At 61.4% G+C, this 12,225-nt stretch carries 13 protein-coding genes and 1 tRNA gene; 10 read left to right on the top strand and 4 right to left on the bottom strand.

Translation table 11 applies throughout. From position 1 onward, the window contains the following. The first annotated feature begins 65 nt into the window (after positions 1–65). From glpD to P9272_RS13845, 9 genes are all read left to right on the top strand, one after another. Positions 66–1,592: a glycerol-3-phosphate dehydrogenase gene (glpD, locus tag P9272_RS13885; protein WP_278160982.1), complete on the top strand. Its 1,527-nt coding sequence runs from the start codon at positions 66–68 to the stop codon at positions 1,590–1,592. A 39-nt stretch (positions 1,593–1,631) separates the two neighbouring features. Continuing rightward, a complete protein-coding gene (locus P9272_RS13880) occupies positions 1,632–2,711 on the top strand; it encodes an ABC transporter ATP-binding protein (RefSeq protein ID WP_278160981.1) in 1,080 nt (359 codons plus the stop codon). Between the two features lie 10 nt (positions 2,712–2,721). After that, a complete protein-coding gene (locus P9272_RS13875) occupies positions 2,722–3,789 on the top strand; it encodes an ABC transporter ATP-binding protein (protein WP_278160980.1) in 1,068 nt (355 codons plus the stop codon). Further along, complete coding sequence (locus tag P9272_RS13870) at positions 3,790–4,656, top strand: sugar ABC transporter permease (RefSeq protein WP_128259146.1); 867 nt, start codon at positions 3,790–3,792, stop codon at positions 4,654–4,656. Positions 4,657–4,659: 3 nt separating this feature from the next. Beyond that, complete coding sequence (locus P9272_RS13865; RefSeq protein ID WP_128259145.1) at positions 4,660–5,568, top strand: carbohydrate ABC transporter permease; 909 nt, start codon at positions 4,660–4,662, stop codon at positions 5,566–5,568. 3 nt (positions 5,569–5,571) lie between these two features. Then, on the top strand, positions 5,572–5,859 hold the full coding sequence (locus P9272_RS13860) for a DUF2160 domain-containing protein (protein WP_128259144.1): 288 nt from the start codon (positions 5,572–5,574) through the stop codon (positions 5,857–5,859). 77 nt (positions 5,860–5,936) lie between these two features. Then, positions 5,937–7,661 carry an ABC transporter substrate-binding protein gene (locus tag P9272_RS13855; protein WP_128259143.1) on the top strand — a complete coding sequence of 575 codons (1,725 nt, stop codon included), beginning with the start codon at positions 5,937–5,939 and terminating at the stop codon, positions 7,659–7,661. 90 nt (positions 7,662–7,751) lie between these two features. Next, positions 7,752–9,245: a glycerol kinase GlpK gene (gene glpK / locus P9272_RS13850; protein WP_278160979.1), complete on the top strand. Its 1,494-nt coding sequence runs from the start codon at positions 7,752–7,754 to the stop codon at positions 9,243–9,245. Between the two features lie 21 nt (positions 9,246–9,266). Continuing rightward, a complete protein-coding gene (locus tag P9272_RS13845) occupies positions 9,267–9,590 on the top strand; it encodes a DUF6882 domain-containing protein (protein WP_278160978.1) in 324 nt (107 codons plus the stop codon). Positions 9,591–9,892: 302 nt separating this feature from the next. On the opposite strand, the gene P9272_RS13840 is transcribed toward P9272_RS13845, so the two are convergent. Continuing rightward, a complete protein-coding gene (locus tag P9272_RS13840; RefSeq protein WP_128259141.1) occupies positions 9,893–10,345 on the bottom strand; it encodes a BA14K family protein in 453 nt (150 codons plus the stop codon). A gap of 285 nt (positions 10,346–10,630) precedes the next feature. Here P9272_RS13840 and P9272_RS13835 point away from each other — a divergent pair. Next, positions 10,631–10,706, top strand: a tRNA-Lys gene (locus P9272_RS13835). Between the two features lie 119 nt (positions 10,707–10,825). Here P9272_RS13835 and P9272_RS13830 read toward each other — a convergent pair. From P9272_RS13830 to P9272_RS13820, 3 genes are all read right to left on the bottom strand, one after another. Continuing rightward, entirely contained in the window at positions 10,826–11,047 is a 222-nt protein-coding gene (locus tag P9272_RS13830; RefSeq protein WP_278160977.1) for a hypothetical protein, read from the bottom strand. A gap of 183 nt (positions 11,048–11,230) precedes the next feature. Continuing rightward, entirely contained in the window at positions 11,231–11,500 is a 270-nt protein-coding gene (locus tag P9272_RS13825; protein WP_278160976.1) for a hypothetical protein, read from the bottom strand. A 118-nt stretch (positions 11,501–11,618) separates the two neighbouring features. Then, complete coding sequence (locus tag P9272_RS13820) at positions 11,619–12,197, bottom strand: MltR family transcriptional regulator (protein WP_278160975.1); 579 nt, start codon at positions 12,195–12,197, stop codon at positions 11,619–11,621. Between the last annotated feature and the right edge of the window lie 28 nt (positions 12,198–12,225).

Below are 12,225 nucleotides of genomic sequence, written 5' to 3'. Positions count from 1 at the left end.
AAATAATTCCGACACGGTTTCGTAAAACACAAAAATGGTGCAATGCGAAATCGCTGGAGGACCCCTTGGACGCATCCCCGATCCATGACATTTTCGTCATCGGAGGCGGCATCAATGGCTGCGGCATCGCCCGCGACGCTGTTGGCCGCGGATTTTCGGTTTACCTTGCTGAGATGAACGATCTGGCGAGCGGGACGTCCTCCGGCTCGACCAAGCTGATCCATGGCGGCCTTCGCTATCTCGAATTCTACGAGTTCCGGCTGGTGCGCGAAGCGCTGATGGAGCGCGAGGTCCTTTGGAAGAACGCGCCGCACATCATCTGGCCGATGCGCTTCGTTCTGCCTTACGCCAAGGGCCTGAGGCCCGCCTGGCTGATCCGGCTCGGGCTGCTCCTTTACGATCACATCGGCGGGCGCAAACTGCTGCCAGCGACGAAGACGCTGGACATGGCGAGGGATCCGGCCGGCAAACCGCTGAAGCCACTGTTCCGCAAGGCTTTCGAATATTCGGATGGCTGGGTCAATGACGCTCGCCTGGTGGCGCTGAACGCTCGTGATGCCGCCGACCGGGGCGCCATCATCCGTACCCGCACCAAGGTCGTCAGCGCGCGTCGCGACGGTCCGACCTGGACTGTCAAGGTGCAGAACGTGCTTACCGGCGACACCGAGGAGGTTCGCGCGCGGCTTCTCGTCAACGCCGCCGGTCCTTGGGTCGATCACGTTCTGCAGACAGCCGTCGGCCAGAACGAAGTCCACAATGTCCGCCTGGTGCAAGGCAGCCACATCGTCGTCGCCAAGAAGTTCGACGATCCGCGCGCCTATTTCTTCCAGAACAAGGATGGCCGCATCATCTTCGCCATCCCCTACGAGGAAGAATTCACGCTGATCGGGACGACCGACCGCGATTATCCCGGCGACCCGCACGATGTGAAGATCTCCGACGCCGAGATCGACTACCTATGCGCCGCGGCAAGCGAATATTTCGCGGTCGCCGTGAAGCGATCCGACATCGTCTGGACCTATTCGGCGGTGCGCCCGCTCTATGACGACGGCGCCTCCAAGGCGCAGGAAGCGACGCGCGATTATGTGCTGAAGGCCGATGGCGGGGAGGGCGTTGCCCCGCTTCTCAACGCCTTCGGCGGCAAGATCACGACTTTCCGCCGGCTGGCGGAATCGATGCTTGAGAAGATCGAGGGCTTTTTGGACAAGCGCGGCAAGCCTTGGACGCATGACGCGCCACTGCCGGGCGGTGATTTTCCGGCCACCGGTTTCGACGCGCAGGTCGCCAGGCTGAAAAAGGCCTATCCGTTCCTTGACCAGAGGCTGGCGCGCCGGTTCACGCGGCTCTACGGCACGCGGGCTGAGAAGCTGCTCGGGCTCGCCAAGTCGAATGCCGATCTCGGCCGCAATTTCGGCGCCGATCTTTTCGAAGTGGAGGTTCGCTATCTCGCCGAGAACGAATGGGCGGTCACCGCCGAGGACGTGCTGTGGCGCCGCACCAAGCGTGGCCTGCATTTCAGCCGCGAGCAGACGGCGGCATTGGAAGAATTCATGCGAGGACTGAGCACCCGTCACGTCGCGGCGGCGGAATGACGATGGACCGCTGAAGCGCAAGGCCCGGGAGGAGGCGTGATGCTGGAACTGAGGAACGTGACGAAGACGATCGGTGCGCAGGAGCATATCCGCGACGTGTCGCTGACGCTTCGGCACGGCTCGCTGAATGTTCTGCTGGGACCGACGCTTTCCGGCAAGACCAGCCTCATGCGGCTGATGGCGGGTCTCGACGCGCCGACGTCCGGCTCGGTCTGGTTCGACGGCAAGGACGTCACCGGACAGCCGGTGCAGAAGCGCAACGTCGCCATGGTCTACCAGCAGTTTATCAACTACCCGGCGATGACGGTTTACGAGAATATCGCCTCACCACTTAGGGTTGCAGGCGTCGACCAGGCAAGGATCGACAAGGAAGTGCGCAATGCCGCCGCGCTGCTCAAGCTCACGCCTTATCTCGACCGCACACCGCTCAACCTCTCGGGCGGTCAGCAGCAGCGCACGGCGCTTGCCCGCGCCATTGTCAAGAACGCCAGCCTGGTGCTGCTCGACGAGCCTCTCGCCAATCTCGACTACAAATTACGCGAGGAATTGCGCGCCGAATTGCCGAAGATCTTCGCCGCCGCGGGCACGATCTTCGTCTATGCCACCACCGAGCCGCACGAGGCGCTGCTGCTCGGCGGCAATACGGCGACGCTCTCGGAGGGCCGCGTCACGCAATTCGGCCCGACCGTCGAAGTGTTCCGCAAGCCTGTCGACCTGGTGACGGCAAGGACCTTCGCCGACCCGCCGCTCAACACCATCGTGCTCTCCAAGAAGGGCTCGGACTTCCTGCTTGAAGGCGGCGTCAAGCTGCCGGTGCCGCCGGAGCTCAACGGCATTGCGGACGCCAGCTACGCGATCGGATTCCAACCGCATAATCTGTCGCTGGAGCGGCCGAACGCTAGCGCCGTGCCGGTGCGCGCCAAGGTCACCATCACCGAGATCACCGGCTCGGAAAGCTTTGTCCATCTCGACTTCGCCGATGCGCGCTGGGTCATGCTTGCGCATGGCATTCTCGATTTCGAGACGGACGACGAAGTCGAGGTGTTCATCGACCCGCGCCACATCATGGTGTTTGACCAGAACGGCCGCGCCGTGTCGGCGTCGAAGCTTGCGGCCTGAGGAGGATCAGATGGCGCGCATCGACGTCAATCATATCCGCCACTCCTACCTGCCCAATCCACGGAAGGATTCGGATTTCGCGCTGAAGGAAGTGCATCACACCTTCGAGGACGGCGGCGCCTATGCTCTGCTTGGGCCATCGGGCTGCGGCAAGACCACCTTGCTCAACATCATTTCGGGACTGCTGCATCCCTCGCACGGCCAGCTTTTGTTCAACGGCCGGGACATCACCAATCTGTCGACGCAAGAGCGCAACATCGCGCAGGTGTTCCAGTTCCCGGTCATCTACGACACCATGACCGTCTACGAAAATCTGGCCTTCCCGCTGCGCAACCGCCGCGTGCCGGAGGCGGACGTCGACCGCAAGGTGCGTGAGACGCTCGACATGATCGATCTCGCTTCGCTGGCGAAGAAGAAGGCGCGCGGGCTCACCGCCGACCAGAAGCAGAAGATTTCGCTTGGGCGCGGCCTGGTGCGCTCTGATGTCAATGCCATCCTGTTCGACGAGCCGTTGACGGTGATCGACCCGCACATGAAGTGGGTGCTGCGCTCGCAGTTGAAGCAACTGCATCGCCGCTTCGGCTACACCATGGTCTATGTCACGCATGACCAGACCGAAGCGCTGACTTTCGCCGACCGCGTCGTGGTCATGTATGACGGCGAGATCGTGCAGATCGGCACGCCGGCCGAACTCTTCGAGCGGCCGCGCCACACATTCGTCGGCTATTTCATCGGCTCGCCTGGCATGAACGTGCTGCCGGTCGCGCTGGAAGGCAGGACGGCGAAGCTCGGCGCGCAGCGCATCGAGCTTCCGGGCGTGCCAAAGGCGGAAGCCAGCGCCGTCGAGCTCGGCATCCGTCCAGAATATGTGCGGCTCGGCCGCGAAGGCATGGCGGTGCAGGTCTCCAAGATCGAGGACGTCGGCCGCCACAAGGTCGTGCGCGCCAACCTGGAAGGCAGAGAGATCGCCGCGGTGATCGGCGAGGACGACGAGGTGCCTGCCGAGCCGAAAGTCCGCTTCGATCCGGCCGGCATCAACATCTATGCCGATTCCTGGCGCGTCGAGATGGGGGCCTAGATGGACAAGACCTGGAACAACAAGGCCTGGTTCCTTGTCCTGCCGGTTCTGGTGCTGGTGGCCTTCTCGGCCGTCATCCCGCTGATGACCGTGGTCAATTATTCGGTGCAGGACACGTTCGGCAACAACGTCTTCTTCTGGGCCGGCACCGAATGGTTCGAGGAATTGCTGCACTCCGACCGCTTCTGGGAAGCGATGGTGCGCAATCTGATCTTCTCCTTCATCATCCTGGCGATCGAAGTGCCTCTCGGCATCTTCATCGCGCTCAACATGCCGAAGAAGGGCTGGGGCGTGCCTGTCTGCCTGGTGCTGATGGCGCTGCCGCTGCTGGTGCCGTGGAATGTCGTCGGCACGATCTGGCAGGTGTTCGGCCGCAACGACATCGGCCTGCTCGGCTACTACATCAACGCGCTCGGCATCGACTACAACTATGTCCAGGACCCGTTCGACGCCTGGGTCACTGTCATCGTCATGGATGTCTGGCACTGGACCAGCCTGGTCGTTCTGCTCTGCTATGCCGGGCTGGTTTCCATTCCGGATGCCTTCTACCAGGCGGCCAAGATCGACGGCGCCTCGCGCTGGGCGGTGTTCCGCTACATCCAGCTGCCGAAGATGCAGCGCGTGCTTTTGATCGCCGTGCTGCTGCGCTTCATGGACTCGTTCATGATCTACACCGAGCCCTTCGTGGTCACCGGCGGCGGCCCCGGCAATTCGACGACCTTCCTGTCGATCGACCTGGTGAAGACGGCACTCGGCCAGTTCGACCTCGGACCGGCAGCGGCCATGTCGCTGGTCTACTTCCTTATCATCCTGTTGTTGTCGTGGGTGTTCTACACCGTGATGACCAACTACGACGCGGAGCGCTGACAGATGGCGAGCGCCAACGAGACGACGCGCGTGAGCGAAGCGGCTGTCACCGAAGTGGGCAGCGCGCTGTCGCAGGACGAGGTGGCGAAGCTGATGCGCCGCCGTGGCGAGGAATCGCGCTGGTGGTGGATCGTGCCGACGCTCTACATCATCGTGCTGCTCCTGCCGATCTACTGGCTCATCAATATGAGCTTCAAGACCAACCAGGAGATCGTGTCGTCGCTGACGCTCTTTCCGCACCAGCCGACGCTGCGCAATTACAGGATCATCTTCACCGACGCGTCCTGGTATTCCGGCTACATCAATTCGATCACCTATGTGGTGATGAACATGGTGATATCGGTGGCGGTGGCACTGCCGGCTGCCTACGCCTTCTCGCGCTACCGCTTCCTCGGCGACAAGCATCTGTTCTTCTGGCTGCTCACCAACCGCATGGCGCCGCCGGCGGTGTTCGCGCTGCCGTTCTTCCAGCTCTATTCGGCCTTCGGCCTCATCGACACGCATATCGCGGTGGCGCTCGCCCACTGCCTGTTCAACGTGCCCCTGGCGGTGTGGATCCTTGAGGGCTTCATGTCCGGCGTGCCGAAGGAGATCGACGAGACCGCCTATATCGACGGCTATTCTTTCCCGCGCTTCTTCGTGAAAATCTTCATGCCGCTGATCGCGAGCGGCATCGGGGTCGCCTGTTTCTTCTGCTTCATGTTCTCGTGGGTGGAACTGCTGATCGCGCGCACGCTGACCACGACAGACGCCAAGCCGATCGCCGCCACCATGACCCGCACTGTCTCGGCCGCCGGCATGGACTGGGGACTGCTTGCCGCCGCCGGCGTGCTGACGCTGATCCCCGGCGCACTCGTGATCTGGTTCGTCCGCAACTATATCGCCAAGGGCTTCGCCCTGGGGAGGGTCTAAGCCATGAACCTCGACTTCTCCTGGATGGCGTGGACGTGGCCGACAGCCGCCTTCTTCATTGTCATTTTGCTGATGCTCTGCGGCATGGGCTTTTGGGAATATGTCTCGCCCGGCGGCAATCCGCGCGTCGGCCTGCTGCGCTTCGAGACGACGCGCGGCGACCGCCTCTTCGTTTCGCTGCTCGGCAGCGCCTTCATCCATCTCGCTTGGCTGGGTCTGGTTGGACCCAACCTGTGGTGGGCTCTCGCTCTCTCCGTGGTCTACGCCATTGGCGTGTTCCGATACGTATAGAGGGAGAAAAGTCGGAGCGGCCGCGTGCTGGCGGCCACCCCGGATCGAACTTTACAACCTAACGCTGGAGGAGACACATGCGACGGCAATTCCTAACATCAACGACAGCCCTCGTCCTTTTGCTCGGCGCCGGGCACGCCTACGCCGGGATGGACGAGGCAAAAGCCTTTCTCGACAAGGAGATAGGCCCATTGTCGACGCTTTCGCGCGCCGACCAAGAAAAGGAAATGCAGTGGTTCGTCGACGCGGCCAAGCCGTTCGCCGGCATGGAAATCAAGGTCGTGTCGGAAACGCTGACCACGCACCAGTATGAATCCCAGGTGCTTGCGCCGGCCTTCACCGCCATCACCGGCATCAAGGTCACGCATGACGTCATCCAGGAAGGAGACGTCGTCGAGAAGATCCAGACCCAGATGCAGACCGGGCAGAACCTCTATGACGGCTGGGTCAACGACTCGGATCTCATCGGCACGCACTGGCGCTATCAGCAGGCGCGTAACCTGACCGACTGGATGGCCGGCGAGGGCAAGGACGTCACCGATCCGATGCTCGACGTCGACGACTTCATCGGCAAGTCGTTCACCACCGCGCCGGACGGCAAGCTCTACCAGCTGCCCGACCAGCAATTCGCCAACCTCTACTGGTTCCGCTACGACTGGTTCAACGACGAGAAGAACAAGGCCGACTTCAAAGCCAAGTATGGCTACGACCTCGGCGTGCCAGTCAACTGGTCGGCCTATGAGGACATCGCCCAGTTCTTCACCGGCCGCGAGATCGGCGGCAAGAAGGTCTACGGCCACATGGACTACGGCAAGAAGGACCCGTCGCTCGGCTGGCGGTTCACCGATGCCTGGCTCTCCATGGCAGGCAATGGCGACAAGGGCATCCCGAACGGCAAGCCGGTCGACGAATGGGGCATCAAGGTTGACGAAAATTCGCGCCCTGTCGGATCGTGCTCCGCGCGCGGCGGCGACACGAACGCCCCAGCCTCGGTCTATGCCATCCAGAAGTATCTCGACTGGCTGAAGGCCTACGCGCCGCCGGAAGCGCAGGGCATGACCTTCTCCGAATCGGGTCCGGTTCCCTCGCAGGGCAACATCGCTCAGCAGATCTTCTGGTACACGGCCTTCACAGCCGACATGGCCAAGCCCGGCCTGCCGGTCGTGAACGAGGACGGCACGCCGAAATGGCGCGTCGCGCCGTCGCCGCATGGCGTCTATTGGAAGGACGGCATGAAGCTCGGCTACCAGGACGCCGGTTCGTGGACGCTGCTGAAGTCGACCCCGACGGATCGCGCCAAGGCCGCGTGGCTCTATGCGCAGTTCGTGGTGTCGAAAACGGTCGACGTGAAGAAGAGCCAGGTCGGCCTGACCTTCGTCCGCGACTCCACCATCCACGACAAGAGCTTCACCGAGCGGGCGCCGAAGCTCGGCGGCCTGATCGAGTTCTACCGCTCGCCGGCGCGCGTGCAGTGGACCCCGACCGGCACCAACGTGCCGGACTATCCGAAGCTGGCGCAGCTCTGGTGGCAGAACATCGGCGATGCGTCGTCCGGCGCGAAGACCCCGCAGGAAGCGATGGACTCGCTCTGCGCCGACCAGGAGAAAGTGCTCTCCCGTCTCGAGAAATCCGGCGTCCAGGGCGATATCGGACCGAAGATGGCCGAGGAGCACGATCTCGAATACTGGAACAAGGATGCCGTCTCGAAGGGCAACCTTGCGCCGCAGCTGAAGGTCGAGAACGAAAAGGACAAGCCGATCACCGTCAACTACGACGAGCTGGTGAAGAGCTGGCAGAAGTAGCTGCATGACGCAGGCCCGCGGGCCTGTGTAGGAAATGCAGGGGAGGCGGCTTGGCCGTCTCCCCTGTTCCATGAGTAGTGGAGGAACGGAATGAGCGGTTTTGTGCTGGCGATCGACCAGGGAACGACATCGACCCGGGCGATTCTGTTCGATGACAAGATGAAAGTCGCCGGCACTGGCCAGCAGGAATTCACGCAGCATTATCCGGCCTCGGGCTGGGTCGAGCACGACCCGGAAGATATCTGGACGAGCGTTCTCGCCACGGTGAAAGCGGCGCTGAAGACCGCCGGCCGCGCGGCGTCCGACGTGGCCGCCATCGGCATCACCAACCAGCGCGAGACGGTCGTGATCTGGGACAAGGCGACCGGCAAGCCGATCCACAATGCGATTGTCTGGCAGGACCGGCGCACGGCGCCGCTCTGCCAGAAGTTGAAGAAGCAGGGGCTGGAGAAGAAATTCACGAAGAAGACCGGCCTGCTGCTCGATCCCTATTTCTCCGGCACCAAGATCGCCTGGATGCTGGACAAGGTGAAAGGGGCCAGGAAGCGAGCCGAGAAGGGCGAACTGCTCGCCGGGACCATAGATAGTTTCCTGATCTGGCGGCTGACCGGCGGCAAGATGCACGCGACCGACGCGACAAACGCCTCGCGCACGCTCGTCTACAACATCGAGAAGAATGTCTGGGACGAGGAGCTGCTCTCCATCCTGAATATCCCAGCCGCGATTTTGCCGGAGGTGAAGGATTGCGCCGACAATTTCGGCGTTACCGAGAAGAGCCTTTTCGGGCCCGAGATGCGAATCCTCGGTGTCGCCGGCGACCAGCATGCGGCGACCATCGGTCAGGCCTGTTTTGAGCCCGGCATGATGAAATCGACCTACGGTACCGGTTGCTTCGCGCTGCTCAACACCGGCGCCGATCTAGTGCGCTCGAGGAACCGGCTTCTGACTACGATCGCCTACCGGTTGAACGGCAAGACCACCTACGCGCTGGAAGGCTCGATCTTCATCGCGGGCGCCGCCGTGCAATGGCTACGGGACGGCATCAAGGTGATCGGCAAGGCTGAGCAAAGCGGTGCGCTCGCTGCGGCCGCCGATCCGGCGCAACAAGTCTACCTGGTGCCGGCCTTTGTCGGCCTCGGCGCGCCGCATTGGGACGCGGAAGCGCGCGGCGCCATCTTCGGCCTGACGCGCAATTCAGGCCCGGCCGAGGTCGCGCGCGCGGCGCTTGAATCCGTCGCCTTTCAGACGCGCGACCTACTCGACGCCATGCGCAAGGACTGGAAGGGCGCCTCGGCCAAGACAGTGCTTCGGGTCGACGGCGGCATGGTGGCCTCCGACTGGACCATGCAGCGGCTGGCCGACATTCTCGACGCGCCTGTGGATCGTCCTACCATCCTTGAGACGACCGCCCTGGGTGCGGCGTGGCTCGCGGGTTCGAAAGCCGGCGTATGGCCGAAAGCGAAGGATTTCGCCAGGAGCTGGGCGCTGGAACGGCGCTTCAAGCCGGAGATGGATGCCGCTACGCGCGGGGCTAAGCTCGCCGGCTGGCGCGACGCGGTGCGCAGGACGCTGAGTACGCAGTAACGATCACTGGATCGGGGGAGAATGCAACCGGATTGGTATCCTGCTTGGCGCGATGAGGCGTTTGAGGAACTTACCGCCAAGAACGCGCGCCTGGAGAAGGATTTCCGCCTCGGTCGTTGGTCGCGTTACGACTACGACCTGACGGCCGGAACCTTGTCGTTCTCCGACACGGCCGGCGTCAAGGTCGTCTCTGAAATCCAGATCTCGGGTTCCACCAGCGCCAAGGCTGGCAACTGGCTGTGGGCATGGGCCAATTCGAACCTGCCTGGCAATCTTCTCGGCGATGCCAAGTTGGTTCGGGCCTTCGGCGAGGAAAAGGGCATAGGTGACTTGGCACAGGCCTAGGTCGATGCGAACGGCGACCTGGAGGCTCTTGGTTGGGAACTGACCGGGGCCATGGTGCGGGTGTGCAACGCACTAGCAGCCTACCGATCACCGCGTGGCGAAGGTGGAGCGCTGTACCTGGTTTTCAAAAGCATCAGATGGGCGAACTGATCGCTATCTATTTGTTTTTACGCGTTGCGGGCGCAAAACCGCTCATACCTTTCCTGGAATTGCTCTGGCGGTTCAGCCGAGCCGAAACGAGAGAGCCCGCGCCTCTCGAGGCGCGGGCCCGGTCAACGACCCTGGGTACTGACTGGAGGCCGTCAGTACGGCGACACGCACTGCCGACGCGGGCCGTTGTTGGGCTGGAATGTGTTGTCCGAGGCGCGATACGAGCGGTAGCGGTCATAGCACCACTGCACATGCGCATCGCCGCGATGGACGCGACTGTTCTCGCTGTTGACGATAGCGCCGGTGATCAGAGCGCCGGTGGCGAAAGCAGCCAGCGGGAACCAGTAGTCGCCATGACGGCGATAGCCGTGGCGATATTCGCGATAGCCGCGATGGCCGTTCCAGTAGACGGCGCCATCACCGCGCAAGAAATCCCGGTTGAAGCTGCGGTGTCTTCTCCAATCCTGATACTGCACGGTCTGGACATCCGACATGGCCTGGGGTTGCGGCACATAGTTTGGCTGAGCGTTAACCGGCACCATCTCCGCCGCGATGAATGACGCCGAGAGCGCGGTGGCCAGCAGGCCCGATGCGATCTTGTTCATTACTCTTCTCCTCGAGGGTTGAAGGAATGTCCTGTTTGGCGAAACGGGTCGGGGTTGCAATGGTTCCCCATTTCGGCATCAGCCCATTGTTATTGTAGGGATTTCTGAAGTGATCCGGCGCCGGGCCATTGGCGCAGGCATCGTAAGCCGCTCGCAAGCACTCTCGACGTCGCTTCGAATCCGTTGAAAAAATCCGCCTTGGAAGCCCGTCTTTTTCCGGTTGACCGGTCGCGGCACTCTCCCTATGTTCCGCGCAATTTCGAGGGCGGCGTTTCGAGCCCGCGGGAGCGCGTAGCTCAGCCGGTAGAGCAACTGACTTTTAATCAGTAGGTCTCGGGTTCGAACCCCGACGCGCTCACCACAGTTTCATATGAAACTTCAAGCACTTACCGGCAGGCCTCTTGGAACAGAGGCGGAACGTGCGACTTTTTTGCGACCCCGTGCGACATTCGGAAAAAGTCGCACGGGGGTTGTCGATGCCTATGCCGCGTTCGCTGCTGCCTGCACCAGTCGTGACACTTGGCGGTTTGCCGCCTTGATTTTATCGTGCACGATGTACGCCAGGCTGACGGAAGCGTGGCGCATCAGCTCGTGTTGGTGGTCTTCCACATTCTCAGAAATGAAGATGAGGGCCGTAACCAGGCCGTCCATCTCCGCAAGGTGATGGTCGATCAGATCTGCGATCGGTCGAATGCTCTCCATAGTTGGTGATTTCCTCGGTTGCCTCTCGGCTGGTGGGGGCTGCCGGCCGCGTCAACGACTTTGCGGCAATGTCGCGGCGTGTAAACGGGAAGTGATCAACCGTGATCGACCATTAGGAAATCTATTGGGGATTGGTGTGCAGAGCGGGGACGGCGCCGTCGGCCTAAACGAAATCTCAATCCCTCATGAACTCGCTAGAAGCACTGTCAGGTAGCAGCCTATGACCGTGAAGTGATTGCGCACCCGGTTGCCACAGGCGAGGCAGCGCAGATGCCGGCCGACATGGCGCAACTGCTCGCCATCGCCCCAGCGCTTTTCGATGCGGTGCCGATCAACCGGACCAATATGCGCGCATAGCAGGCAGCGGCCGCCTACGATGTATTGCGGCGGGATATCGCGGAAGCTAATCGCGTAATAGGCTTTGCCGGGGACGGCATCAAAAAGCGGGTCCATCGTTCCGATTTCGTTCCGCTCGCCGGCGCCGTCAAGCAGTCAAGGAAAATTTTCCTAATACGGGACATAGCCGTTTTCTGCTGCTTGTGAGATAGGCCGGAGCCGCCAGACGTAGTCGTCATCCGTGCCTAGTTATCGTTGCTGGAACATCCACGTCCTGTCCTATCTGGACAACCGGTGGAGCTGGCACCCGAGGTGGAAGCTGTCGTAGCTCCATATCGCAAAGAAAAAGGAGATATTTGACCGCGTTTAAGAAGCTTGTTCGCGGGTTATCGGACTCCTGCAATGCAAATTCAACTTGCTGTCCAGTGGTCTTGTTTCTCATAGAGAATTTTACGCTAAACCGCAGGTTCTTGCACCTGTCGTGGATCGATTGGGTGGTAAACGAAAGAGGCTTTGAATCGTGCGCGAAGTCATTTCGTATGTCGCGGATTTGGTGGAATGTCTTGCGTGCACTTTGATCGATTACGCCAAGCAAATAGGCCAGATCAATTTTGGTCGAAAACGCGGCCAAGGCCCCACTTCCCTTGTATAAGCGCCCTTCCAGGTCATCATCTCTATTTGTGCGAGATTTTATGGCGGCGAGCAGCCGTTGTTCGAGATACGCCACAGCGATCAATGCCGATGCCCTATCGGTCTGAGCTTCGATCTCCTGTAGTATGGCCTTGTCGTCCTCATTCATAATAACCCAAGCCATGGCCTCATCACCCTATTTAAGTCGAGAA

Origin of the sequence: Mesorhizobium sp. WSM4976, from assembly GCF_029625685.1 — a bacterium.
Taxonomy (GTDB): Bacteria; Pseudomonadota; Alphaproteobacteria; order Rhizobiales; family Rhizobiaceae; genus Mesorhizobium.
This window is presented reverse-complemented; position numbering and strand designations above follow the sequence as displayed.